Source organism: Bizionia gelidisalsuginis, assembly GCF_008086185.1.
GTDB classification, from domain to species: domain Bacteria; phylum Bacteroidota; class Bacteroidia; order Flavobacteriales; family Flavobacteriaceae; genus Bizionia; species Bizionia saleffrena.
Window position 1 is genome coordinate 25890 of the sequence record NZ_VSKN01000003.1, and the last position, 26547, is coordinate 52436.

At 34.4% G+C, this 26547-nt stretch carries 26 protein-coding genes; 13 read left to right on the forward strand and 13 right to left on the reverse strand.

Translation table 11 applies throughout. The features are described 5' to 3' along the window. Nucleotides 1–41 precede the first annotated feature (41 nt). The 4 genes from ES677_RS03200 (at nucleotide 42) to ctlX (ending at nucleotide 3280) form a co-directional block, all read left to right on the forward strand. Entirely contained in the window at nucleotides 42–1001 is a 960-nt protein-coding gene (locus tag ES677_RS03200) for a M28 family peptidase (protein WP_148380418.1), read from the forward strand. After that, nucleotides 991–1677: an SDR family oxidoreductase gene (locus tag ES677_RS03205; protein WP_148380496.1), complete on the forward strand. Its 687-nt coding sequence runs from the start codon at nucleotides 991–993 to the stop codon at nucleotides 1675–1677. The genes ES677_RS03200 and ES677_RS03205 overlap by 11 nt, the downstream gene beginning before the upstream one ends. A 42-nt stretch (nucleotides 1678–1719) precedes the next feature. Then, nucleotides 1720–2286, forward strand: a complete 567-nt coding sequence (locus ES677_RS03210) for a thioredoxin family protein (RefSeq protein WP_148380419.1) — start codon at nucleotides 1720–1722, stop codon at nucleotides 2284–2286. Nucleotides 2287–2347: 61 nt separating this feature from the next. After that, nucleotides 2348–3280, forward strand: coding sequence for a citrulline utilization hydrolase CtlX (gene ctlX / locus ES677_RS03215; protein WP_148369596.1), 933 nt, complete (start codon nucleotides 2348–2350; stop codon nucleotides 3278–3280). A gap of 1 nt (nucleotide 3281) precedes the next feature. Here ctlX and ES677_RS03220 read toward each other — a convergent pair whose 3' ends face one another. After that, nucleotides 3282–5348, reverse strand: coding sequence for an ATP-binding protein (locus ES677_RS03220; RefSeq protein ID WP_148380420.1), 2067 nt, complete (start codon nucleotides 5346–5348; stop codon nucleotides 3282–3284). 366 nt (nucleotides 5349–5714) lie between these two features. Here ES677_RS03220 and argS point away from each other — a divergent pair, with 366 nt between their 5' ends. The 4 genes from argS to ES677_RS03240 all read left to right on the forward strand — a co-directional run bounded on the left by argS (nucleotide 5715) and on the right by ES677_RS03240 (nucleotide 10880). After that, nucleotides 5715–7502, forward strand: a complete 1788-nt coding sequence (gene argS / locus ES677_RS03225) for an arginine--tRNA ligase (protein ID WP_148380421.1) — start codon at nucleotides 5715–5717, stop codon at nucleotides 7500–7502. Nucleotides 7503–7631: 129 nt separating this feature from the next. Next, on the forward strand, nucleotides 7632–8234 hold the full coding sequence (locus tag ES677_RS03230; RefSeq protein ID WP_148369599.1) for a SprT-like domain-containing protein: 603 nt from the start codon (nucleotides 7632–7634) through the stop codon (nucleotides 8232–8234). Nucleotides 8235–8279: 45 nt separating this feature from the next. Further along, nucleotides 8280–9359: a mannose-1-phosphate guanylyltransferase gene (locus ES677_RS03235; RefSeq protein WP_148380422.1), complete on the forward strand. Its 1080-nt coding sequence runs from the start codon at nucleotides 8280–8282 to the stop codon at nucleotides 9357–9359. 3 nt (nucleotides 9360–9362) lie between these two features. Then, on the forward strand, nucleotides 9363–10880 hold the full coding sequence (locus ES677_RS03240; protein WP_148369601.1) for a DUF389 domain-containing protein: 1518 nt from the start codon (nucleotides 9363–9365) through the stop codon (nucleotides 10878–10880). A 105-nt stretch (nucleotides 10881–10985) separates the two neighbouring features. Here ES677_RS03240 and ES677_RS03245 read toward each other — a convergent pair whose 3' ends face one another. Together ES677_RS03245 and ES677_RS03250 are read right to left on the reverse strand one after the other, a co-directional pair. Next, nucleotides 10986–11759: an ABC transporter ATP-binding protein gene (locus ES677_RS03245; RefSeq protein WP_148369602.1), complete on the reverse strand. Its 774-nt coding sequence runs from the start codon at nucleotides 11757–11759 to the stop codon at nucleotides 10986–10988. Beyond that, nucleotides 11759–12496, reverse strand: coding sequence for an MlaE family ABC transporter permease (locus tag ES677_RS03250; RefSeq protein ID WP_148369603.1), 738 nt, complete (start codon nucleotides 12494–12496; stop codon nucleotides 11759–11761). Before ES677_RS03250 ends, ES677_RS03245 begins: the two co-directional genes overlap by 1 nt. A 112-nt stretch (nucleotides 12497–12608) precedes the next feature. On the opposite strand from ES677_RS03250, the gene pafA reads away from it, so the two are divergent. After that, complete coding sequence (gene pafA / locus ES677_RS03255; protein ID WP_148380423.1) at nucleotides 12609–14273, forward strand: alkaline phosphatase PafA; 1665 nt, start codon at nucleotides 12609–12611, stop codon at nucleotides 14271–14273. On the opposite strand, the gene ES677_RS15860 is transcribed toward pafA, so the two are convergent. The 7 genes from ES677_RS15860 to rsfS form a co-directional block, all read right to left on the reverse strand. After that, nucleotides 14265–14648, reverse strand: a complete 384-nt coding sequence (locus ES677_RS15860) for an SdpI family protein (RefSeq protein WP_148380424.1) — start codon at nucleotides 14646–14648, stop codon at nucleotides 14265–14267. The two genes, pafA and ES677_RS15860, sit on opposite strands and share 9 nt — an antisense overlap. Nucleotides 14649–14669: 21 nt before the next feature. Further along, entirely contained in the window at nucleotides 14670–14936 is a 267-nt protein-coding gene (locus tag ES677_RS03265) for an acyl-CoA-binding protein (protein WP_148369606.1), read from the reverse strand. Between the two features lie 4 nt (nucleotides 14937–14940). After that, nucleotides 14941–15591 carry a phosphatidylserine decarboxylase family protein gene (locus tag ES677_RS03270; protein WP_148380425.1) on the reverse strand — a complete coding sequence of 217 codons (651 nt, stop codon included), beginning with the start codon at nucleotides 15589–15591 and terminating at the stop codon, nucleotides 14941–14943. Then, nucleotides 15581–16402, reverse strand: coding sequence for a phosphatidate cytidylyltransferase (locus ES677_RS03275; RefSeq protein WP_148369608.1), 822 nt, complete (start codon nucleotides 16400–16402; stop codon nucleotides 15581–15583). The genes ES677_RS03270 and ES677_RS03275 overlap by 11 nt, the downstream gene beginning before the upstream one ends. A gap of 3 nt (nucleotides 16403–16405) precedes the next feature. Next, a complete protein-coding gene (locus tag ES677_RS03280; RefSeq protein WP_148369609.1) occupies nucleotides 16406–17011 on the reverse strand; it encodes an LUD domain-containing protein in 606 nt (201 codons plus the stop codon). Between the two features lie 114 nt (nucleotides 17012–17125). Beyond that, on the reverse strand, nucleotides 17126–19102 hold the full coding sequence (gene ftsH, locus ES677_RS03285) for an ATP-dependent zinc metalloprotease FtsH (protein ID WP_148369610.1): 1977 nt from the start codon (nucleotides 19100–19102) through the stop codon (nucleotides 17126–17128). Between the two features lie 9 nt (nucleotides 19103–19111). Then, nucleotides 19112–19483, reverse strand: coding sequence for a ribosome silencing factor (rsfS, locus tag ES677_RS03290; protein ID WP_148380426.1), 372 nt, complete (start codon nucleotides 19481–19483; stop codon nucleotides 19112–19114). Nucleotides 19484–19589: 106 nt separating this feature from the next. On the opposite strand from rsfS, the gene ES677_RS03295 reads away from it, so the two are divergent. Further along, entirely contained in the window at nucleotides 19590–20321 is a 732-nt protein-coding gene (locus ES677_RS03295; RefSeq protein WP_148380427.1) for a biotin--[acetyl-CoA-carboxylase] ligase, read from the forward strand. Here ES677_RS03295 and ES677_RS03300 read toward each other — a convergent pair. Together ES677_RS03300 and pyrE are read right to left on the reverse strand one after the other, a co-directional pair. Then, the gene (locus tag ES677_RS03300; RefSeq protein ID WP_148380428.1) at nucleotides 20318–20713 is read right to left on the reverse strand and encodes an SRPBCC family protein; all 396 of its coding nucleotides are present in this window, start codon (nucleotides 20711–20713) and stop codon (nucleotides 20318–20320) included. The two genes, ES677_RS03295 and ES677_RS03300, sit on opposite strands and share 4 nt — an antisense overlap. Before the next feature lie 32 nt (nucleotides 20714–20745). After that, on the reverse strand, nucleotides 20746–21390 hold the full coding sequence (gene pyrE, locus ES677_RS03305; protein WP_148380429.1) for an orotate phosphoribosyltransferase: 645 nt from the start codon (nucleotides 21388–21390) through the stop codon (nucleotides 20746–20748). Between the two features lie 129 nt (nucleotides 21391–21519). On the opposite strand from pyrE, the gene ES677_RS03310 reads away from it, so the two are divergent. Continuing rightward, the gene (locus ES677_RS03310; protein ID WP_148369751.1) at nucleotides 21520–22101 is read left to right on the forward strand and encodes an NUDIX hydrolase; all 582 of its coding nucleotides are present in this window, start codon (nucleotides 21520–21522) and stop codon (nucleotides 22099–22101) included. A gap of 40 nt (nucleotides 22102–22141) precedes the next feature. Then, nucleotides 22142–22822, forward strand: a complete 681-nt coding sequence (locus ES677_RS03315) for a hypothetical protein (RefSeq protein ID WP_148380430.1) — start codon at nucleotides 22142–22144, stop codon at nucleotides 22820–22822. Between the two features lie 25 nt (nucleotides 22823–22847). Here ES677_RS03315 and ES677_RS03320 read toward each other — a convergent pair whose 3' ends face one another. Continuing rightward, entirely contained in the window at nucleotides 22848–24593 is a 1746-nt protein-coding gene (locus tag ES677_RS03320) for a M14 family metallopeptidase (RefSeq protein WP_148380431.1), read from the reverse strand. 198 nt (nucleotides 24594–24791) lie between these two features. Between ES677_RS03320 and ES677_RS03325 the strand changes: the two genes are divergently transcribed. Further along, nucleotides 24792–26453, forward strand: a complete 1662-nt coding sequence (locus ES677_RS03325; RefSeq protein WP_148380432.1) for a SulP family inorganic anion transporter — start codon at nucleotides 24792–24794, stop codon at nucleotides 26451–26453. Nucleotides 26454–26547: the final 94 nt, after the last annotated feature.

Consider the following 26547-nt stretch of genomic DNA (forward strand, 5'->3'; position numbering starts at 1 on the left):
TTAAACTTTAATAAATTCAATTACCAAACAATCCAATAATTATGAGAAAACTACTAGTATTATTTTTAATTCCCTTTTTATTTATTAATGTATCTGCTTGTAAATCATCAGGGGTTACCACTGATAAAAATTACACAGTTACAGCAGATGAGGTTAAAGCAATGGTTTCTTTTTTAGCTTCAGATGAATTAAAAGGAAGAGATACCGGTAGTGAAGGTATAAATACAGCGGCGACTTATATAGCTAATGAATTTAAAGCTTTAGGTATAAAACCTTATTTTGAGGAGTATCGCGATACTTTTAAAATGGAAGGTGTCGATGCTTTTAATGTGGTAGGGTATATTGAAGGAAACGATGCCACTTTAAAAGATGAATTTATTATTATCGGTGCACACTACGACCATATTGGAGAAATTGCAGCTGTAGAAGGTGATGTCATTGCAAACGGTGCTAACGATAATGCCGCAGGTACGAGTGCTGTTATGACTTTAGCTAAATATTTTTCCACTAAGAAAACAAAACGTAGCTTATTATTTGTGGCGTTTACCGCAGAAGAAAAAGGCTTGTTAGGGTCTAAACACCTAGCCAATACATTAAAAGAAAATAATTTTAATTTGTATGCGATGTTTAACTTAGAAATGATAGGTGTACCATTAATTAATACAGAGCATCAAGCGTTTCTTACAGGATACGACCGTTCAAATTTAGCCGAAGTAATGAATACGTATGCGGGTCAGGAATTGATTGGCTCTTCGGAGGTTGCTAAAAAATACGGTTTATTTAAGCGCTCAGATAACTATCCGTTTTTTAAAGTGTTTAATGTTCCTGCACACACGGTGTCGTCATGCGATTTAACCAACTTTGATTTTTACCACCACGTACACGACGAAATCGATAAACTCGATTATACATTTATGGCTAATTTAATAAATGCCTTAGGGCCAGTTATAGAAAAAACGGCGAATGCCTCAACAAACGAAATACAGTTATATGGAAACTAAAAATATAATTATTACGGGAACTAGTCGGGGTATTGGTTTCGAATTGGTGCAATTATTAGCGCGTCAAGGCCACAATGTATTGGCATTGTCTAGAAATAATGAGCCTATAAGTAATCTTAATTTTAAGACTCTTAATGCTTTTGCGTTCGATTTATCCAAGCCTGAAGATTATGAGAAAGTGACACACTTTATAGAAACAGAATGGAAGCACGTTGATATTTTAATTAATAACGCGGGTGCTTTAATTAATAAGCCTTTTATGGAAACAACTAGGGAGGAATTTGAAGCCGTTTATAAAACAAATGTTTTTGGAGTTGCCGAAATGACACGTACCGTTTTACCGTTTATGAAAAAGGATTCTCACGTTGTTACTATCAGTTCAATGGGCGGTATTCAAGGGAGTGTAAAGTTCCCGGGGTTATCTGCTTATAGTTCTAGTAAAGGCGCTGTTATAACGCTTACCGAGCTTTTAGCGGAAGAATATAAAGCAACAGGACCAAGCTTTAACGTGTTGGCTTTGGGAGCAGTAAAAACCGAAATGTTAGCAGAGGCTTTTCCGGGCTTAGAGGTGCCCACTTCAGCGTTGCATATGGCCGAATATATCGCACAGTTTTCATTAACCGCGCAAAAATTTTACAACGGTAAAGTGTTGCAAGTTTCTAACTCTACACCTTAGGTTTAAGGCAGCTTGCAATGCAGCATTCAACATAAATAAAATATGGCAGATACACAATCTAACCCGTTTCCTGTGGTCGCTTTAGCACCTTCATTTAAACTGTTAAATCCGTTGACTGGCGCGAAGCAATCGCTGGAAGAATGTAAAGGAGAACACGCCACGGTTATTGTGTTTATGTGCAACCATTGTCCGTTTGTCATCCATATTAATAAAATGATGGTAGCAGTGGCTAATAAGTATATTAAAAAGGGCGTTACGTTTATCGCTATTAGCAGTAATGATGTTAAGAATTATCCTCAGGATTCCCCCAAATTAATGGCAGAATTAGCGCAAAATGAACAGTTTCCATTTCCATATTTATACGATGAAAGTCAGGAAGTGGCGAAAGCGTATAATGCGGCGTGTACACCCGATTTTTACGTGTTTAATAATCGTTTGAAAGCGACGTACCACGGCCAGTTCGACGATTCTAGACCTAGAAATGGAAGGCCCGTTACAGGGCACGATGTACAATATGCTTTAGACCGTATTTTAAGTCACGGTGCACCACCCGAAAATCAGAAGCCAAGTATTGGGTGTAATATTAAATGGAAGCAAGAGTTAACGTAAAAATAAGAGTATTTAAACACCGATGGTGTTAAATTAAAGTACTTTTGTGAAAAATTATAAAATGCAACAAACAACAAATACAATTTTAATGATTCGTCCTGTAAGTTTTAGGATGAATGAACAAACTGCTGTTAATAATTATTTTCAAGAAGAATTACAGTTGAAAAACGCCGAAGTTAATGCTCAAGCTCAAGACGAATTTGATAATCTTGTAGGAAAACTAAGAGCGGTTGGTGTAACTGTAATTGTTGAAAATGATGTTCTTGAATTAGATACTCCAGATTCTATTTACCCAAACAATTGGGTGAGTTTTCATGAGAATGGAACTGTTGGTTTATATCCAATGTTTGCAGAAAATAGAAGAAGAGAACGAAGAGAAGAGGTTTTAGAACGTCTTGAAAAAGAAGGTTTCGAAATAAAAAATATTATCGATTACACGTCTGCGGAAGCAGAAGGTGTTTTCTTAGAAGGTACTGGAAACTTATTGTTAGACCGCGCAAACGAAAAAGCCTATTGCGCATTATCTCCTAGAGCAGACGAAACGTTATTTATAGAATTTTGCGAAGATTTTGAATTTACTCCAATAGTATTTACAGCATACCAAACGGTAGAGGGAAAGCGATTGCCTATTTACCACACTAATGTTATGATGTGTATAGCAGAAACATTTGCCGTTATCTGTTTAGATACTATAGACGATAAAAAAGAACGCAATCTCGTTATTAAAAATCTACAAGAAGATAATAAAGAAATTATTAACATTTCTGTGGAGCAAATGGAGCACTTCGCAGGAAATATGTTACAAGTGCTTGGTGCTGAAGATAAGCGCTATTTGGTAATGAGTGAAGCGGCCTTCAAGTCGTTATTACCAGCACAGATTACTTTAATAGAAAAACATTGTGAGATTATTAATAGTCCGTTACCAACTATCGAGGTTTGCGGTGGCGGAAGTGCACGTTGTATGATGGCTGAAGTGTTTTTGCCAAAAGTTTAATTTAAACTAATTCGGGTGTTTTAACCTTATCTTTAGGGAGTTCTATGTAAAACGAACTCCCTTTATTTATGGTGCTGTCCACCCAGATTCTTCCATTATTTAATTCTACCAAGTCTTTACAGATACTTAATCCTAAACCGGTACCTTTTTCGTTGTTTGTGCCAATAGTTGAAATTGAATTTTTGCTAAATAATTGGCGTTGATTTTCTTCTGTAATACCAATTCCCGAATCGGCAACTGTAATCAAAGCGTAGCCGTTACTTATGTGGTTTGAAAGCGTAATAATATCTCCAGATTTACAAAACTTAACAGCATTCGCTAAAAGGTTTTGTATAATTATTTCAACCATACTTCTATCGGCATACACGACGTCTTTTACCGTTTTATCAACGAGTTGAATGTTTTTACTCTGTAGTTTTAAATCGATTAGTTTAATTTTCTCGTAAAACACCTCTTGAATATCAAATAGGGAAGGATTAGATACTAAGGTTTGCATTTGCGATTTGGACCAGTTTAATAAATTAAAAAGGAGTAGCGATGCATTATTAGCATTATCACTCAATTCCGGTAATAAACTGCGAAACTCATCTTGTGAGATAGACCCATCCTTTAATAAATCTATAAACTCTTTTGTTGAAATTAAGGAATCTTTTAAATCGTGAGAGACAATAGAAAACAGCTTGTCTTTAATATCATTAATACTTTCCAAATGTTCTTTTTGTTCTAATATTGATTTATTCTCAAGTTCTATGTCTCTATTTTTTGTTTCGAGGCGTCTTATGTCTTTTAATAGACCATTACGTTTTATTGAAATTGAAATTAAAAATAAAAGGGCTATAGCAAATACAATAATTAAGACGTAAAAAGCTAGTTTAAAGGGGGTATTAGCTTGCGTGTTAGCAACAGTGCTAACCTTTATTTTTGATAAGGTCGATACTTTAAGGTCATCATTTTCGATAGTAATAGCATCTAAAGTTCTCGCGAGTTGCTCTTTTTTCTCTTTTTCTCGGTCTAAACGATTCTTAATAGTGAAGTATTTTGATTGCCATAAATACGCTTGCTTAAAATTACCTTGTAACGAATCTAAATCTTTTAAAAGTCTGTAACTATATAATAGTTTTTGTTTATCATTAATAGATTCTCCCAGTGTTTTGGCTTCTAAGGCTAATTTTTTCGCCGTTTTAAAACGTCTTTTTATCCTATTTAATTCGGCTAAACCATTTAAAGAGTGTATCGTTCCTTCTGTGTTTTTTAATCGTCTGTTAATTTCTAATCCTTCAATAAGATGTCTATTTGCTAAATCTAAATTTTTAAAATTAATATATGCTGTACCCAGTTGCGGCTGTATTCTACCTTTATATTCCTCGTTCTTAGTGTCGAGGAGGGTTAGTGCGTTTTCAAAATTAAATACAGCTTCTTTATAGTGCTTGTGTTCAATATATAATTCTGCTAAATCAATGTGTGTCTGTAGTATGGCCTCTCGGTTTCCCAGGTTTTTATTTATTTCAATATTTTTAAGATAAAACTTTTGAGAATTTTTAAATTGATTAATGTTTTTATAAGCAGAAGCCAGTGTATTGTAAGCCTCAGAAAGCGTAGGCGAATCGTTTTTACTTTCTAATTGAATAATTCCTTTTTTAATATTAATAATACCTTGCTTATAATCGCCGTGTTCAATTTGTATAGCTCCCAATTTGCTGTTAATTTCCGCAGTGAAAAGGGAATCGTTTAATTTAATGGAAAGTGCTTTTGATTTATTTAGTAGGTTTACCGAAGTAATATAGTCGTCTTTTAAAGAAAGAATTAATGCTTTATAGTACAGCAGTTGCGCTAGTTTTTTATCCGAATTTAATTTTTTAGATAATTTCTCACTTTGCTTAATATGCTTTAGGGCTTTATCAAAATCCTTTAGAGCTATTAAGTTTTTAATAATTTCAATAGAAATAGCAACTTTTGAGGACTCAGAGCTTTCGTAAGCTAATTGTATAGCAAGATTATCTAATTCTTCAGTTTGAGAAAAACAGTTTAAGGAAACTAGAGCTAAAAATAAAACGAATAGATGCTTCATACATTTATCGCTAATTAACAAATGTTAAATCATATTCGGGGTTAAAAAAAGTAAAAGTATTTAAAGTCAGTTAATTAGCAGTAACAAAAATTAGAAAAATGTTATAAAAAAACTAATTTAAAGGTTAAAAAACAAGTAAATCAGATTAAACAGACATACGGTAGGATTACCTCGTTGAATTAAGATGTGAAATATAATCATTCGGTGGTAACGTTAAAATGCCGTACTTCTTTTAACGTTTTATAACGACGCTTAAAACAAGGTTCTTTGAAGACGGTTTCTTTAATTTCTTAAGACTGAATGCAAGCGGAATCCGGTATTTTTGTAATAATAATAGTATCTTTGCAAGTCTAAAAAACGTTATAAATGAGCCTTCAAGCAACAGTATCAAAACAAGTACAAAAAGCGGTACACGAACTGTATCAAGCGAACCTAGAAACGGTAGAATTTCAAGCGACTCGTAAGGAGTTTGCCGGAGATATTACTATAGTTGTATTTCCGATGCTGCGGGTAATAAAAGGCAATCCGGTACAAATTGGTGAAGCAATTGGTAGCTATTTGGTCGATAATGTTAAAGACGTAAAAGCCTTTAATGTTGTTAAAGGCTTTTTAAATATAGAGATTGAAGATAGTTATTATATCGCGTTTTTTAATGCGGTAAAAGATAATAGTACCTTCGGCTTTGTGTTGCCTTCAGTAGAAGGTAAATCGGTTATGGTCGAGTACTCTTCACCTAATACCAACAAACCACTTCACTTAGGCCATGTTAGAAACAACTTATTAGGATATAGTGTTTCTGAAATTATAAAAGCGTCGGGAAAAAAAGTCTATAAAACTCAAATTATAAACGACCGTGGTATTCATATTTGTAAGAGTATGTTAGCCTGGAAACGTTATGGTAATAATGAAACACCAGAGTCTACAGGATTGAAAGGCGACAAACTAGTTGGTAATTACTACGTAAAGTTCGACCAAGAATATAAAAAAGAGATTGAAGCTTTAAAAGCGGAAGGAAAAACTGAAGATGAAGCAAAAAAAGAGGCGCCTATTTTAATTGAAGCGCAACAAATGCTTTTAGCGTGGGAAGCGGGAGATGAAGAAACGGTTACACTCTGGAAAACGATGAACCAATGGGTGTATAAAGGTTTTGATGTAACCTATAAAAACCTCGGGGTGGATTTCGATTGCTTGTACTATGAAAGTGAAACGTACCTTTTAGGAAAAGAATTCGTAGATCAAGGTTTAAAAACGGGGGTGTTCTTTAAAAAAGAAGACGGTTCGGTGTGGTGCGATTTAACCGAAGATGGCTTAGACGAAAAAATCGTGTTACGAAGCGATGGTACAGCCGTTTATATGACGCAAGATATTGGTACGGCAATACAGCGTATTAAAGATTATCCAGATGTTGGTGGAATGGTCTATACTGTGGGTAACGAACAAGATTATCACTTTTCAGTATTGTTTTTAATATTGAAGAAATTGGGCTTTGATTGGGCTAAAAACTTATTTCATTTAAGTTACGGAATGGTAGATTTACCTTCGGGAAAAATGAAAAGTAGAGAAGGAACAGTGGTCGATGCCGACGATTTGGTTGCTGAAATGGCTACCACAGCAGGAGAAATCTCAGAAGAATTAGGAAAGTTAGACGGTTATTCTCAAGACGAAAAAAACGAATTATTTAGCACTATTGGTTTAGGCGCCTTAAAATATTACATCTTAAAGGTAGATCCTAAAAAACGAATTTTATTCGATCCAAAAGAATCTATCGATTTTCAAGGAAATACAGGGCCTTTTATTCAGTATACGTATGCTAGAATTCAGTCTATTTTAAGAAAAGCGAATTTAGAAACTGAAGGTCTTGTTACAGATTTTGCTTACGAATTACACGATAAAGAAAAAGCATTACTAAAGCAATTACAAGTGTTTCCAGCAGTCATTCAGAATGCGGCAACACAACATAGTCCTGCTTTATTAGCCAATTATACTTACGATTTAGTAAAAGATTTTAATTCTTTTTACCAAAACGTACCTATTGTTTTAGGTAACGACGACGCGCAATCTCAAGTATTTAGAGTGCAATTATCGAATATGGTAGCGCAAACTATAAAAAATGCTTTCGGTTTATTGGGCATTAATGTGCCAGAACGTATGTAATAACGTCTGTAATTTTACAGAAGCCTAAACAGTTAAGCGATTCGTGTATAGTGTTAACGGAACGCTATATGCGATTTTAAAATTTTAAAATCTTCGTTCTTTTATCACATAAATGCTTAAAATTAACGCATGCAAAATACTATTTCAAACCATATTCCTAAACAAGCAAAAGCTCAAGTTGTACAACTTTTAGAAGAAGATGGTTTAAGTGTTTTAGTAAAAAAAGAGCGTAAAACACGTCATGGTGATTATAGAAAGTTACCAAACGGAAAGCATCAAATAACGATAAATAGCAATTTAAATAGCTATCGGTTTTTAATTACATTAATACACGAAATAGCACATTACGAAGCGTATAAAACCTATGGTAAATTTATAAAACCGCACGGTAAAGAATGGAAGTACACCTTTCAGCATTTAATGTTGCCCTTTTTAAATCCAGCTATTTTTCCTGTCACTTTATTGCCCTTATTAGCACACCATTTTAAGAATCCTAAAGCCAGTAGCGATACTGATACGGCATTGGTTTATGCGCTTAAACAATACGACTCCCCAAATGACAAAACCCTTGTGTTTGAGGTGCCTTTAGGAAGCACTTTTAAATTATATAATGGCAGAGTGTTTAAAAAAGGGGGGATACGCACAAAACGTTATGAATGTGTAGAAGTTAAGTCGGGAAAAGTGTATCTTTTCAATCCCAATGCAGAAGTTGAAATCATAGCTTCAGCTTAATTAAATTAAAATTAAAAGTATTTCTCTTACAAAGAAATTATAAATATGAATAAAAATTATTACGCTATTTTAATGGCTGGTGGTGTTGGATCTCGATTCTGGCCAGTAAGTACTCAAGAGTTTCCAAAACAGTTTCACGATATGTTGGGAACAGGCGAAACATTAATTCAAAAAACATTTAGTCGCTTATCTAAAATTATTCCCAAAGAAAATATCTTTATTTTAACCAATGAATGTTATAACGATTTGGTTTTAGAACAGTTGCCAGAAGTATCGTCCAAGCAAGTGGTGTTAGAGCCTGCAATGCGAAATACAGCGCCTTGTATTTTATACGCGTCCCTTAAAATTGAAAAAATAAATCCCAATGCGGTCGTTATTGTAGCACCTAGCGATCATTGGATTGAAGATGAGATGGCGTTTACAAACAATGTTGAAGAAGCGTTCGAGTTTTGCCAAGAAAACGATGCATTAATGACCTTAGGTATTAAGCCTACATTTCCTAATACAGGGTATGGCTATATCGAATTCGATAAAGAAAATACAGATACCATTAAACCGGTTAAGCAATTTCGAGAAAAACCAGATTATAACACGGCAAAAGAATTTATAGCCAAAGGTAATTTTGTGTGGAATGCTGGAATTTTTATGTGGGGTGTTCAAAATGTCCTAAAAGCATTTAAAGAGAATCAATCGGATTTGTTTACTCTTTTTAAATCGGGGCAAGCCCTTTATAACACTAAAGAAGAAGCCGCTTTTATTGAAGAAAACTATCCTAAAGCCGAAAACATATCAGTCGATTACGCCATAATGGAAAAATCGAGAAATGTGTTTGTACTTCCAGCCGCATTCGACTGGAACGATTTAGGAACTTGGGGAAGTTTATACGATAAATTACCAAAAGACGATAATAATAATGCCATTGTAAATGCGAAAACGTTAGTCGAAAATAGCACTGGTAATATGATTAGAACCGAAAACGATAAGGTGGTTATTGTCGACGGATTAAAAGATTACATCATTGTAGATAAAAAAGATGTTTTGCTTATCTTTCCTAAAGACAAAGAGCAAGATATTAAAATTGTATTAAATAAAGTAAAAGAGAATTTTGGTGATCATTTAGGTTAGAATATGAGCGAAGAACATAAATTTAATTTTTCTGAAGAGGAAGAAAATGGATCCAAGGGTAACGCGGAATCAAAGACTGAAGGAAAAGCAACAGGATCTTCTAAAGAAGCAGTAAAAGAAGATGCCAAAGGACTTTTTGAAAGTATAAAAGCCTTTCTAGTCGAACTTTTAGACTTTAGAAGTGATACCGATCGCGATGCAACTATAGCAGCGATTAAAGCGGATATTCCTTTTAAAGGCGCAACAGCTTGGATTTTGATTTGTTCTATTTTTGTGGCTTCCATTGGTTTAAATGCTAACTCTACAGCAGTGGTAATTGGCGCGATGTTAATTTCTCCGTTAATGGGGCCTATTTTAGGAATAGGCTTATCTATTGCCATTAACGACATTGACACTTTAAAACGGTCTCTAATAAACTTAGCTATAATGCTTATTTTAAGTTTATTAACAGCGTATTTGTTCTTTGAATTTTTCCCGTTAAGTGAAGATACTTCCGAGCTTCTAGGACGTACACGACCAGATATTCGCGATGTTTTAATTGCCTTTTTTGGTGGTTTGGCTTTAATTATTGCACGTACCAAAAAAGGAACGATTGCCTCGGTAATATTTGGGGTGGCTATTGCAACAGCCTTAATGCCGCCTTTATGTACGGCCGGCTATGGTTTGGCAAAAGGAAACTGGAGCTATTTTAGTGGTGCGATGTATTTGTTTAGTATCAATACTATATTTATTGCATTAGCGACGTTCTTGGTACTAAAAATATTGCGATTTCCAATGCTTAAATATGCTAACTCGGCAAAAAGGAAACGTATTTCTCAAATAGCTTCAGTAGTAGCAATTATTGTAATGATTCCTGCGGCGATTTCATTTTACACGGTATTACAAGAAAGTAAGTACGAAATGTCTTATAAAAACTTCATAGAAAACGAGATTGAAACTAACGACGATTTATGGTTGCAACGCAAAAAGTTAGACATTAAAGAGCATAAAATTAGTCTTTATTTTAATGGTGAAATGAGCGATGCTATTATTACCGCTTTACGAAATGAACTAAGAAACGGCTCAGACTATAATAATATTAAAGATTTCGAATTGGTTATTAATAGTAATGAAACCAGAAGCGTAGACCGTATTTCTGAGTCTCTGGATCGCGCTTATGCTGATTTAGATAGAAAGGATAACGTAATCCACGGACTTCAAACAGAAATTGAAAGTTTACAGGAAACTGTTAAGAACTTAAATATCCAGATGGAGAAGAAGGGGAATCCTTTTGGAACTATTTCATTTACTACTTTAGCTAAGGATGCTAAAATTAGATTTAGAGATTTAGAATATTTCGGTTATTCTAAAATGTTAGAAACAAAAGATTTTATTAAAATAGACACGGTTTCTGTAATTGATGTAGAATGGGATAAACGATTACAGGACTCAGTAAAATTAAGAAAAGAGAAAGAATTAAAAATATGGTTGAAGAATACCGTTAAAACAGATTCTATATTAGTAAAGAAACATTTAAGGTGAAATTATTCTAGTAGGCCCGCATCTGTACAAGGGTAAGAGAGTAGATTCTAAAAATCACTAAAGTTTCAACATATCAGATAAACTATTTATCTCAGATTTTTTTAGTTAAGAATTTTCATTCTCTTCAATATACATGCGTCTCACTTTTTTAAATAAGTTAGAGGAGTAAACAAAATCAGTAACCACTTCGTTATCGGTTTGAAAAATGGTGTCTTTCGATCCTTCCCAAGCTTTTAAGCCATCTTTTAAAAACACTATTTTCTCGCCTATTTCCATCACCGAGTTCATATCGTGTGTGTTAATAACCGTGGTAATATTGTATTCTTCGGTAATTTCTTTAATTAAATTATCTATAACAATAGCTGTTTTAGGATCTAGACCAGAGTTCGGTTCATCGCAAAATAAATACTTAGGGTTATTTACAATAGCACGAGCAATAGCCACCCGTTTTTGCATTCCTCCAGAGGCCTCACTTGGCTTTTTTTTATTAGCGTCCTTCAATTCTACTCTGTTTAAAACAAAGTTAGCGCGGTCTTGCATTTCACTCTTACTTTGTTTAGTAAACATTTGCAGAGGGAACATTACATTCTCTTCAATAGTCATAGAATCAAACAAGGCACCGCCCTGAAACACCATACCTATTTTAGCACGCAAATCTCTTTTCTCAGCTTCAGATAATTCGGCAAAAACTTGCCCTTCGTAGGCGATTTTTCCTTTTTCATAATCGAAAAGTCCTAAGAGACATTTTAAAAACACGGTTTTACCGGAGCCACTTTGGCCAATAATTAGGTTTGTTTTACCTTTTTCGAATGTGGTGCTGATGCCTTTTAATATATGAGCATCACCAAACGATTTTTCTAAATTAGTAACTTCTATCATTAGCTTAATAACATTTGGGTTAGTATATAGTTTAAAAGAATAATTACAACACTTGTCCAAACAAAAGAGGTCGTACTCGCTTTTCCTACTTCTAAGGCACCACCTTTCATATAGAAACCGTGATAGGAAGGAACGGTTGCTAAGACAAAGGCAAATAATAAGGTCTTTAAAAAGGCATACACCATATGAAAAGGTTCGAAATCCTGTTGTAATCCCGTAATATAATCATCTATACTAGCGTAACCTCCAAAAACACAAGCGGCTAATCCCCCGACAATACCTAAAAACATGGCGATGGAAATAACGAAAGGGTAGAGTGTAAGTGCTATAAATTTAGGGAATACTAAATAGTTTAATGAGTTTATTCCCATAACTTCTAAAGCATCAATTTGTTCGGTAACTCTCATCGTACCAATACTAGAGGTTATAAAAGAGCCCACTTTTCCAGCCATTATTATGGAGATAAAAGTAGGTGCAAATTCTAAAATAACCGACTGTCTCGTAGCAAAACCGACTAAAGATCTGGGGATAAGTGGGTTATCCATATTTAAGGCGGTCTGTATGGTAACAACACCTCCCACAAAAAAAGAGATAAAAGCTACGATGCCAATAGATCCAATTACCAAGTCGTCTATATCCTTTAAAATCAGTTGTTTCATTACAGACCATCTGGTCGGTTTACGAAACATCTCAACAATCATTAAAAAATAAGTTCCAATATTATGTAGGTACTGCATAGAAAAAAATATACTGCTAAAGTATAAAATTATTGGTCGTATTTAACGATAATTTTAAATTAAGATGTGTTTAAAGCTGTATTTTTGGTAGTTCTTAACAAATACGAATACTATGAGAATTTTTGTCAGTATATTTTTAATAACCATACTTTTTGGGTGTCGTGCCCAAAGTCAATTGAATCAAACTCCTTTAGTTAGCGTGGCAGAAAAGACGTCTACGCAGCCAAAACTTGTTGTTGGAATCGTAGTCGACCAAATGCGTTACGATTATTTAACACGTTTCAATGATAAATTTTCGGAGGGCGGATTTAAGCGAATGATTAGTGAAGGTTTTAATTGTAAAAATAATCATTACAATTATGCCCCTACGTATACAGGGCCAGGTCATGCCTCTATTTATACGGGTACAACACCAAAATACCACGGTATTATAGCCAACTACTGGTATGACAAGCACGAAGGATCTCGCGTATATTGTGTTGGTGATTCTATTGTTAATTCTGTGGGGACAACGACAGCTGCGGGTAAAATGTCACCGCATAGAATGAAAACAACGACTATTGGTGATGAAAATAGATTATTTACGCAATCCAAAGGAAAAACAATAGGGATTTCTATTAAAGATCGTGGTGCTATTTTACCTGCAGGGCATTCTGCTAATGCCGCTTATTGGTTTGTTGGCGATGATGAAGGGGCTTTTGTAACGAGCAGTTTTTATGTGGATGCTTTACCAAAATGGGTATCTAATTTTAATGCTTCGGGAAAAAGTGACAGTTATTTAAAAACGTGGAATACATTATATGATATTAATTCTTATACTGAAAGTGGAACTGATTTAAATACGTTTGAAGGTGGTTTTAAAGGAAAAGAAGACGCTACATTTCCTTACGATTTAAAAGCATTAAGTACCGAGAATGGAGGCTATGATATTTTAAAAAGCACGCCTTACGGAAATAGTATTTTGGCCGATTTTGCTATTGCCGCACTTGAAGGCGAAGCATTAGGTAAAGATGAGGTTACCGATGTGTTTACAATAAGTTTTTCTAGCCCCGATTATATTGGTCATAATTTTGGAGTGAATTCTAAAGAAGTGCAAGATACTTACATTCGTTTAGATCAAGATATTGAACGGTTATTAAATGCCTTCGATGAAAAAGTAGGTAAAGGAAATTATACGGTGTTTTTAACCGCAGATCATGCTGCAGTAAATGTGCCTGCTTACTTGCAGAGTTTAAAAATACCTTCAGGTTATTTTAATAATAAATTATTTAGAAAGCACGTGAAAGGGTTTATAGCGGACCGTTTTTCTGATTCAGAATTGGTTGAAAGTATTAGTAATAATCAAATATTTTTGAATCATAAACGGATTATTGAATTGGATTTAGATTTAGCAACTGTTGAAGAGGCACTTGTGAACGAAATTATTCACTACGAAAAAATTGACAAAGCCTACACGGCAAAAACAATGCAAAATGCGTCTTTTACCACAGGTATAGAAGAGTTAATTCAAAACGGATACAACCAAAAACGCTCTGGGGATGTTATTTATGTATTGGATCCTGCGGTTATTAGTTATAGTAGAACGGGGTCTACACACGGGTCGACTTTAAACTATGACACACACGTACCTTTATTGTTTTATGGAAACGGAATTAAAAAAGGAAATACTTTAAAGAAAACAATTATTACTGATATTGCGCCAACACTTTCAGCGTTATTGGGGATTAATTTTCCAAATGCCGCTACAGGTCAGCCTCTAGAATTTGTTCTAGAATGAGATAATATTAAAAAAAAATAATAAAAAATTAGCCGTCAAATTTAGTTTTGATGGCTTTTTCTGTTTTACTAAGACCGGTATTATCGAACCTATAATTAAAAGAGTACTCAGGATGGCCGCGATATCATGGGATACCTCTAAAACAAATCCTAATAGAGAAATGAAAGTGAGTGTAACTCCACAAAAGATTAAAAGTTTAGAAGCGTATGTTTGTGCGAAATCCCACTGGTCTTGGTTTTTCATAGGGCGTCTGGCTCTATCCCCATAGAGAGGATTAATTATCTTAGGAGGAAAGAGATGCATTATACAACCCACAAGTACAAAAATTACTCCCACTAGGGCTGGCATAGGTAAGATAGAAGCAACAAAATTCATGAACGAATTAAAAATTAGTTGTTATTTTCGGTATAAAAAATAATTATTCACTAATTCAATATACGTTTTTTTTGCATCATCTGTAGAGATGTTTTCTATCTGGAAAAGGGCATTTGTTTTAAAGGCATTAATAATTGGCGTTCGACTGTTTGGTCTTTCATAATTATTTGTAGCCTTCTTGTAGTACGCATAAAGCCTTAATAAGAAATCTGCAGGAAAAGGTTCTGTATGATCGTTAATACGATCCACAGTCTCTTTAAATAGTATTTCAAGATCTTCTGAAGTCATTTGTTTACATTTCCGCAATAATACTTTCTCCACCACTTACTTTTTGGTTTAACTGAACTTTAATTTTGGTGTCCAAAGGTAAATATAAATCTACTCTCGAACCAAATTTAATAAAACCAGAATCTGATCCTTTTTCAACCTCTTGATCTTTCACAGCATAATTAACAATACGTCGCGCTAAAGCGCCAGCAATTTGGCGGTATAGTATTTCACCATATAATTTATTATCTACAACAACTGTTGTACGCTCGTTTTCTTCACTAGCTTTAGGATGCCAAGCCACTAAAAACTTTCCAGGATGGTATTTACTGTACGTAATTTTACCAGCAACAGGATATCGTGTAACATGAACATTTATCGGAGACATAAAGACACTAACTTGTAAACGTTTATCTTTAAAATATTCGGGTTCAAAAACTTCTTCAATAACTACAACCTTACCGTCTACAGGAGATATTATCGTGCTATCGTTAATCACTAATTTCTTTTTAGGGTTTCTAAAAAACTGAAGAATTAAAATTAAAAAAACAAAAAGAAACGACATTAGTAGATAGTTTAACCAAGTTGTACTAACAAAGTTGTCTACAATTAAAAATAAGCCAATAACAATAATAAATGTTAGTGCTATAATTTTATGGCCTTCTTTATGAAACATATTTTAAAATTCTTAAGAATAAATATATAAAAGGAGCGGCAAAAATAATACTGTCAAAACGATCTAATAAACCGCCATGACCTGGCATTATAACACCACTATCTTTAACATTTGCTTGTCTTTTAAACTTAGACTCTATTAAGTCGCCAATTGTGCCAAAAACACTAATTATTACACTTAAAAGGAGCCATTGGTTTGTTGTTAATGTGCCAGTAAAGGTAGCAATAAAATAACTAGAAACACAAGCAAAAAACAAACCGCCTAGAAAACCTTCGACTGTTTTTTTAGGTGAAATGCTAGGAAACAACTTTTGCTTACCAAAATTTTTACCTACAAAATAGGCAAAGGTATCATTAACCCAAACCACAATGAAAGCACCTAATAGAAGTTTCGGGTTAAAGTTGTTATCGTAGTTGGCAATGAGAATAAGAAAGACAAAAGCACTAGATAAATAGAAGGTAGTGAGTAGGAAGCGTTTAGAAGAAAATAGAGGGATTTCCTTTTCTGAAAACAAGTCCTTTATTAAGAATAATTGTACAAAAATAGTAATTACTTGTAGTACTTGAGTTGCGGCGTCTATAGCGACATCTGTTTTTATAAGAAGCTGCCAATACCCGAAAATGAAGTATAAGACGGTGAAAATAATGTAGGGAACACCGTTTCTTACCCCTATTAATTTATTAAATTCTTGTAAGGAGATTAACCCGAAGACAAAAAACAAAATAATTAGAGTATGAATATTATATAACGATATAATGAGTAAGGCTACATAAAGTAAACCTGAAAGGGATCGAGTAAGTGTTTCCTTCATGTATTATAAGTCTTCTAAAAGCAGCAAATATAAGTTTTTTGAAGGACTACCGTAGGTTAAAAAATCTTTTTCGGCAACAGGTTTAAAAAGTTTTATTGTCGTAATGTTGGTAGGGATTTTATTGGCGTTTTTAATCTTGATTTCTTTTAAGCCCTCACCTATATTACCTACAATCTGGCTCGTCGTGGCGAAAACTATAATGTTGCCTGGAAATTCCGCCAACTTCTTTTCAGCTAGCTGATTAGAAGAAATTAATATAGCACCATCGTCTGAAATTAAATTCTCGCAAGTCGTTACAAAGTACGTAGCATCATTTAAAGTGCCTGGATTTAAGTACAGATCGTTAAAGCGTTGTTTTAAATTTTGGTCGTAGAAGTAGGCCGTTTTATCTTGCCATTTATTTTCTTCAATAATTAAAGACAAGTTATCGTAAACCTCATTCATATTATCACAGTACAAGAACTTACCTCCATTATCTTTAAAGTTTATTGTAAAACTCTCGTCGATTGGTAATTTTACAGGAGGCATATACTTACCCCTGTTTGCAGCTGTTACTTCTTCCTTTTCTTTATCAGATTTAGAAGGAAATAGTTTTCTAAATAGACTCATTAAGATCTTGCTATTATCAAATTTTTTACCGATTTATTCAAATATAAAAAATCTTAAACTAACTAAAGAGTTAATTTAAGATTTTTAAAGTAATGCAACTATATTTTATAGTGTTTATTCTTCTTTTGCCTCAGCTACCTTAGCATCTTCGATTTCTTCAAGGTCTCTTTGAATGTCTTTTTCAAAAGCTCTTTTTCCGAATATCTTTTCTAGATTATCTTTGAAAATAACTTCTTTCTCCAATAATACATTAGCTAATTCAGTCAATTTATCTTTATTGTCTTCCAACAACTTGATTGCTCTTAAATATTGTTCTTCAATAATACTTGAGATTTCTTGATCTATTAATTCAGCAGTTTTTTCACTATAAGGTTTTGAGAAACCATATTCTTGTTCTCCTGAAGAATCGTAATACGTTAAATTTCCAACTTTCTCACTTAGACCATAGATAGTAACCATAGCACGTGCTTGTTTCGTTACTTTTTCTAAATCGCTTAGTGCTCCAGTAGAGATGCGGTTAAAAATAACCTTCTCGGCTGCTCGACCACCCAGTGCCGAACACATTTCGTCTAGCATTTGTTCTGGTCTAACAATTAAACGCTCTTCTGGTAAATACCAAGCTGCTCCTAAAGATTGACCACGAGGCACAATAGTAACTTTTACTAAGGGTGCTGCATGTTCTAGCATCCAACTTACCGTAGCGTGTCCTGCTTCGTGATAAGCAATGGCTTTTTTGTCGTCTGGGGTAATAATTTTATTTTTCTTTTCTAGGCCACCAACAATTCTATCTACAGCATCTAAAAACGATTGTTTATCTACCGCTTTCTTACCATTTCTGGCAGCTATTAGGGCTGCTTCGTTACATACATTAGCAATATCTGCACCAGAGAATCCTGGCGTCTGTTTTGCTAAAAAGGTAACGTCTAGTCCTTCAGCTTTCTTTAACGGTCTTAAGTGTACTTCAAAAATTTCTTTACGCTCACGAATATCTGGTAAGTCTACAAAAATCTGACGGTCAAAACGTCCAGCACGCATTAAAGCCTTATCTAATATGTCGGCTCTATTGGTTGCTGCTAAAACAATAACGTTTGTGTTTGTGCCAAAACCGTCCATTTCTGTTAACAGTTGGTTTAACGTGTTTTCACGCTCGTCGTTACTTCCTGACATTGCGTTTTTACCTCTCGCACGTCCAATAGCATCAATCTCATCTATAAATATTATAGAGGGTGATTTTTCTTTGGCTTGTTTAAATAAATCTCTAACTCGAGAAGCTCCTACACCCACAAACATTTCAACGAAATCTGAACCTGATAGGGAGAAGAAAGGTACTTTAGCTTCACCGGCAACGGCTTTAGCTAACAGTGTTTTACCTGTTCCTGGAGATCCTACCAAAAGGGCTCCTTTTGGTATCTTACCACCTAAAGAAGTATATTTTTCAGGGTTCTTTAAGAAGTCTACAATTTCTTGTACCTCTTCTTTAGCCCCCTCTAATCCTGCAACATCTTTAAAAGATGTTTTTACTTTTGTGTTTTCATCGAATAGTTTGGCTTTCGATTTTCCAATATTGAAAATCTGACCACCGGCACCTCCTCCAGCGCCACCAGACATACGACGCATTATAAAGATCCAAACTCCTATTAGTAAAACAAAAGGAAGTAAACTAAACAGTAAATCTCCCCAAGGGTTAGATTCTGTTTTATATTTTATAACGGTACTTATTGTAGAGTTATTTTTAGTTTCTTGAATTCTGTTTTCGAAATTTTGGAGATCTCCAAATTCGAAACTATAATTAGCTTCTTTTGCTGAAGAAAAAGGAAACGGTTGAGAAATTGATTTTTCGTGAACCGATTTTCCTTCCGCATCTTTAGTTAAATAAACTTTTGCTTCTCTCTTATTTACAATGTCAACTTTGTCAACATCGCCGTTTCTTAAGTATTCGAAGAATTGAGAAGGTGATATTTTCGCACTTTCATTAAAGTTACTACTTCCAAAAAATTGTACTGCGATTAAAGCAAGTATGATACCTCCATAAATCCAATATGGATTAAATTTAGGTTTCTTTGGTGTTGTGTTTTTTTTATTTTCTGCCATGAATTTTTTTTATAAGTTTGATTCTATTTTAGTTGTTTTGGCATCACCCCAAAGGCTTTCAATATCATAATACTCTCTAATATGCTTTTGAAAGACATGTACCACAACATTTACATAATCCATTAAAACCCATTCTGCATTATCCTCTCCTTCAATATGCCAAGGCTTATCTTTTAATTCTTTACTTACCTTTTTCTGAACAGAGCTTACAATAGCGTTTACTTGAGTGTTGGAGTTTCCTTCGCAAACAATAAAATAATCGCATACCGTGTTTTCAATTTTTCTTAAATCTAGAATATTTATTTCGTTACCCTTTACATCTTCAATTCCACCTATAATAGACGTTATGAGTGCATCTGTATTTATTTCTTTTATTGCCATTAATCTAATTTAATTTGTGCAAAGTTATTATTTTTTAGTTCTTTATACTTTAAAAAAATCATAATATCTTTATGATTTATATTTAACGCGAAGATAACCAATTTATATGCGTATAATCAAACTTGATGCCACCGAATCTACAAACTCTTTTTTAAGAGATTTAAGCAATAAAAATAGCTTAGAAGATTATACGGTTGTGGTTGCTAAACAGCAAACACAAGGGCGAGGACAGAGGGGAACTGTTTGGAATGTAAACCCAGGCGAAAACTTAACTTTTAGCGTGTTTAAGGACTTTTTAGACTTAAAAATAGAACATCAGTTTTATATAAGCATCGCTATATCTTTGGCTTTAGTGGACGCATTAAATGCTTTTAAGATTAAGAAAGTAAGTGTGAAATGGCCCAACGACATTTTGTCAGAAAATAAAAAACTGTGTGGTATTCTTATCGAAAATGTCATAAAAAACAACGCCTTAGACTCTTCTATAATAGGAGTCGGGTTAAATGTTAACCAAAAAATATTCATTAATTTGCCAAGAGCGACGTCAATGGCTTTACAAGAACAGCATCTTTTTGAGTTAGATGAAGTGTTATTAGTGTTTTTGAAACATTTAAAAGACTATTTTAAGGACTTGGAAGCGGGGTTGTTGTCTAAGCTGCATACAACTTACGAAACCCACCTGTTTAGAAATAATAAACCTTCAACATTTAAAAATGCTGAAGGTCTAGTGTTTTCTGGTTTTATAAAAGGAGTGTCGCCTTCAGGGCACCTTCAAGTACTCTTAGAAGATGCTATTTTAGAAACTTTTAGTCTAAAGGAAATTTCGTTACTGTATTAAACGGCCGTTTTCATATTAGTGGCTAACGTTTCAATAAATTTACTTATTGGCCCTTTTATCATCATAGCCATCATAGCGTTAAACTCACCTTCAAAATGCAGTTTTACATCGCTAGAATTTTCATCGATAGCATGTATGTCTGCTATTAAAGAAAAATCTAATTTACCACCAGCGGCCCCTAAAACTATTTTATTTGGTGGCACGGTTTCTTTTTTCTTCAATATAATTTCGGGCATTCCTTTTAAAGCGAATAAAAACTTGTCGTTATCTAAAACTTCAAATTTGCTAATGTTTTCGGGCATCAGGGTTTCAAAATTTTTCACATCGCTTAAAAAAGCAAAAGTGTCTTCTACTGATTTTGGTACCGTTACTTTAGGAGATTCTAATTTCATAGTAGTGTTTTTATGTTCTTTTTACAAGCGTATCAATTAGCGTTCCATTCGCTCGGATTGGAATTCCAATCGGATAAAGTTGTTAATTCTGCTTGTTTTATATAATTAGCCTCAACAGCTTCTTGCAATAGGCTGTCGTAATTACTTAGCGTATGTAAGGTAATGTTGGCGTCTTCGAAATTTTTTGAAGCCACTTCAAAGCCATAAGAAAAAATAGCAACCATTCCTTTAACATTTACATTGGCTTCCCTTAAAGCCTTAACGGCATTTAAGCTACTGTTTCCTGTGCTAATTAAATCTTCGATAACGACAACGTTTTGTCCGCTCTCAATAAAGCCTTCAATTTGGTTTTGGCGACCGTGCTTTTTAGCTTCAGGGCGTACATAAACAAATGGTACACCTAAATATTCGGCAACTAGTACGCCTATGGCAATAGCGCCTGTAGCAACACCGGCGATAACGTCTGGCTTACCGTATTCTTGCTCAATAAACTTGGCCATTTCTTCACGAATATAATTTCTTATTAACGGAAAAGAAAGTACCACTCTATTGTCGCAATAAATTGGAGATTTCCAACCTGATGCCCAAGTAAACGGGTCGTTTGGTTGTAATTTAATGGCATTAACTTGTAGTAATACCTTAGCGGTTTGTCTGGCAGTATATTTGTCGATAATCATAAGTACAAAAGTAGGAATAATTTAATTTACTAGTTATATGTTCGATAAAAAAAAATATTTTTAATAATCTGTTCAGTTCTTTAAAAAATGATATTTTTACAAGCAGTAAATAAACACTTATACCTATATATGTATCGCATTTTTGTTAATGACAAACCTATTTTTTTAAATACAATAGTAGAAAAAGAAACCGACTTTAAAAATTTTCTTTTAAAGGATGCTAATATGGAGACTGTAGTGCAGACTTTATCTAAGAAAAAAATGAGTTCTGTACGCTTAATACATCATAACGAAGAAACACTGCTTAAAAAGTTTCTAAAGAAATTACCAAATGTTATTGCTGGCGGTGGAAAAGTACACAATGAAAACGGCGACATTTTATTTATTTATAGAAATGATAAATGGGATTTGCCAAAAGGAAAAGCCGAAAAAAAGGAAACTATTGAAGAAACGGCTTTGCGAGAAGTTGAGGAAGAGACCGGTGTTTCTGGACTTGAAATTATAAAACCATTAGACATTACCTATCATATTTTTAAGCGTAACGGTAAACTTAAAATAAAGATCACCCATTGGTTCGAAATGAAAACGAAGTATTCTGGTGAATTATTACCGCAAGAAAATGAAGGGATTACTAAAGTAGAATGGTTAAATAACGAAAACTCTCAAAAAGCCTTAGAAAACTCTTACGCTAACATTAAATTGTTGTTTTAAATCCGCATTCTCTTACACGAAGAATGTATAACGCTAAACAATGCAACACCACTTCTATTCAAAATCTAAAAGAGAACAAAATCAAATCCAATTAAAAATAGGTAGCTTCGCGCTACTCATTAATTCACTAGCGCTATCCGTGTCTTTTTTTAGCGGATTCTATCTTGTTTTTTTCTTGTTATTAGCGATTACACTCTCTATAGTTGCTCCTTTTTTTGATGTACCATCACTTAAGCAAAAAGGAAGTTTAGTATACTATTCCTCTCTTTTGGTTGCTGAAAGAGAAAAAAAAGGAGTAGTGAAAATTCACGGCGGATCATTATTTGATTATGTTTTTGTAATTGATAGAGCTTTAAACGGAACTCAAAGAACTAATTTTATTCTTCAGCAATACCTGGAAGGGCTTTTAAATTTGATAAATGATTTTGAAGCGAAGAAAAATACAGCGGTCAAAATACAAGGAACGTCTTATATTCTTAACGAAAGAACTGCTAATAGAATAGGGTTAAAAGTTATTAAAACAGACTTCCTTCAAAAGTTTATTCTTGTATTTAACTATTTACCTCTATTGATTTCAAGTTCTTTTGCAAAGGGAAAGCTCTCGTTTCCAAACCTTAGAAAAAGCAAATCATTCGAGGGTGAATTAATCGAATTAATGGAACGAAAACAAAACATTCAAAACTTAAGTAACAAACTGAAAAGGAGCATCACTGGTCTTTAATAGAAGGTGTCTTTTTAGCACACTCTTATTCTGTAATACGATAGATAGGGTAGTGTAAGTGCGCTTTTTCGTAATTCACACTGCGTTTATGTAACCAATCAAGTTGTGAGTACCAGTTTTCTCTAAACGCTTTGTTCTCTGTTTTACGTTTTTCAAATGCTGTTTTTAATTCTGGATTAGTCTCTAAAAGCGCTAAAGCTTTATCTTCCCAAACATAAGGCGAAAAACCTTCTTTTTGTTGTAGAATAGTATCGAAGAAATTCCAATTAAAAAAGGAATCGATTGCTGAAGGTTCTAATGTTTCCAATACATAACGAAGGCCGTCTTGGTTTGTGTTAACCAAAATATCGCCAGCACGGAAAGCTATTTCTAAAGTATCGGTAACCACAGTTGTGTCATAATGCGAATAATGGCCTTCGTACGGCTGTCTTCTAGTTTTGAAATCTTCAATTTTATAACGCTCCACTTCAATAATGGAATCTTTAGCTAAAGGTTCTGTTTTAATGTTATTGAGCTGTAATAATGACAACACGTTATGCCAACCTTGCGGAATGACATAATACACGGGTATTGTTACTTTTTGTGTGGCTTTAAAATAATTATTGTAAATAATGGCTTTGGTAAATGGTCTGTCGCGGTTGTATTTTAAACGTTTTAGATTGGTAACTTCGCTTGTTATTATTTCTCCTTCGTAGCCTTTAAAATTTAATACAGAATGTTTAGTGGTATCCACCACCCAATTAAACTTATAGGTTGTATCGCGCTTAAATTGCTTTATGTTGTTATTGCGGACCTCTTTAATTAAAGCATAATCGGTTTCTGTAATACCGATGAGTGTTTTCATTAGCTCATAAGTACCTTCCACACGCTGTTTGTAAGGTTTTAGCATATGGGTTTCTACCATTATTCCTAACGTATTAAACAAAGTGGTATATCCAGTAGAATATCTAGGCGCATCCAAGAATTGAGAAAAGCCGTTGTCTGGAACAGTATTAAAAACATTAACGTATGGTGTAATATCCCAATTCTTATTAGCAAGATTTAGCTCTAAATCGGGCATCATTTTCTCGTGAAGATACGCCCCCAATTCCCCGCCTAATTTATTGTGCTGCGTAAATAAATGGGTAAGCGTGTATTGGTAGTCTGCGCCATTGCTGACGTGGTTGTCTACAAAAATATCTGGTTGTATTTTATGAAACAATGCGGCAAAGACTCTAGCATTTTTAGTATCGCTTTTTATAAAATCGCGATTTAAATCGTAGTTACGAGCGTTTCCGCGAAACCCGTATTCTTTTGGACCGTTTTGGTTGGTTCTCGTCGCCGTGTTTCGGTTTAAGCTTCCCCCCACATTATAAATGGGTATGGTTACCAAAACGGTGTTTTTTAAAGTCTCTAATTTGCCTTGTGCCAAATCGCGAAACAGTAACATCGTAGCATCGATTCCATCGCTTTCTCCCGGATGAATGCCGTTATTAATAAGGACAATAGCTTTGTGTTTTGCTAATTGTTCAAAATTAAATTCCGCATCAGGATTGTACGTAATAAAGTGAAGTGGTTTACCGGCGTCTGTGTTGCCAATAGAGTCCATTGCAATACTCGGGTAAGTGGCTGCTAAATTACTGTAAAACTTAATTACGTCGTAATAGGTTCCTGTTTCGGTGCCGTTAGATACTTCGAAATGGGTGGACACATTTAAAGGCTGTAATATTTTTTCTTCGGAAGAATGACAAGCACAAAGTACGCTTAGTAAACAGTAAATAATAAACTTCATAAGGTCTTAATTTTCTTATTCTTAGCGTGAGGGATGGAGCAATTGTTGAAGCTTTCCCAATTTTTTTATCGAGAAGCGACTTGCGAGAGCGCGACCTTTAGGGCACGCCCAAATTAATTTTATAAAAACAAATATAGTAAATAGCATTTGGGTATCTGTTATTTAAGCGTACTTTTGCACCCTGAAAAAAGTTAAAAAATGACAGATTTTATAAGAAAAATAGTGCCCAATGCAAAAGACGATGTGCTTGCAGGTATTACTGTATCGTTAGCGATGATTCCTGAGGTTGTTGCCTTTGCATTCGTTGCGCAAATAGATCCGCTAGTCGCACTTTCTGGGGCTTTTATTGTAGGGTTAATTTCTGCTGTTTTTGGTGGTAGACCAGGGTTAATTTCGGGTGCTGCTGGTGCTGTAGCCGTTATTTTTGTAACAATGATTTCTGAAGGACATACGCGAGGGATGTTGTTTGATCAACCTGTGGAAAATATGGGCTTTTTCTACCTATTCGCCTGTGTGATTTTAATGGGTATTATCCAAATTTTTGCAGGTGTTTTTAAATTAGGACGTTTTGTACGTTTAATTCCGCACTCGGTAATGATGGGGTTTGTAAACGGTTTGGCTATCGTTATTTTTTGGGCTCAGGTAAAAATGTTTTCCCATAAATCGTTGGAAGTCTCTAGCGATGGTGTAAAAAATTATATTACTACGTTTATGACGGGTACCGAATTATACATTATGATTGGGCTAGTCGCTTTAACCATGGCTATAATTTGGTTATTACCAAAATTAACAACCAAGATACCAGCGTCTTTAACGGCGATTTTAGTAACGACGCTGTTAGTTGTTTTTTCTGGACTTGATGTTACTACTGTAGGTTCTTATATTATAGAAGGTGGTGGTACGGGATTAAAAGGAGAGTTTCCAACCCCTAATTTAGAGCTTTGGGAAAACTTACCAATTAACCTTGATACCTTATCTTTTATTTTGCCGTATGCGTTTTTAGCAGCGTCGGTGGGATTAATTGAGTCGTTAATGACAATGAACTTAGTCGACGAACTAACAGAAACACGAGGAAACGGAAATCGCGAATGTATTGCTCAAGGAGCAGGAAATATGGTAAGCGGATTGTTTGGTGGTACTGGTGGTTGCGGTATGATTGGGCAAACGGTAATTAATATTAATGCTGGTGGTCGTGGTCGCCTATCGGGGATTATGATGGCGGTGACTTTATTAACGTTTATTTTATTTACCGATAAATTCATTGAACAAGTACCAATTGCTGCTTTAATAGGTGTAATGTTTATGATGGTTATAGAAACGTTTGCGTGGTCAAGTTTTAGAATCTTAAAGAAAATACCAAGATCGGATGCTTTTGTACTGATTACAGTATCGGCAGTAACCGTTATTTTTGATTTAGCCATTGCAGTATTTGTTGGTGTTATTATTTCGGCATTAGCCTTTGCTTGGGAAAACGCCAAGAAAATTAGAGCTAGAAGACGCGTAAAAACCGATGGTACGAAAGTGTACGAAATTTGGGGACCATTATTTTTTGGAAGTATCCAGGCGTTTAATGATAAATTTGATGTTAAAAACGATCCAGATCACGTAGAAATAGATTTTATTGAAAGTAGAATAAGCGACCACTCGGCGCTAGAAGCTATTTTTATTTTGGTTGAAAAATATGAAGCTGCAGGAAAAACGATTAGGCTTAAGCATTTAAGTGAAGATTGTAAAGTGCTAATGTATAAGGCGAGTCCGAAATTTAAAGATGTAATCATCGAAGATGTCGAAGACCCGCGGTACCATTTGGCAGCAAACCCAGAGGAGTTTCCAAAACCGCTCTCGGAGTATAAATTCTAATACCGAAGTTCGGTATTTCTCATAAAAAAAAGTCTACATTTCCTATTTCGGATACTGTAGACTTTTTTTGTTTTTGTAAATTTTATTTTATAGA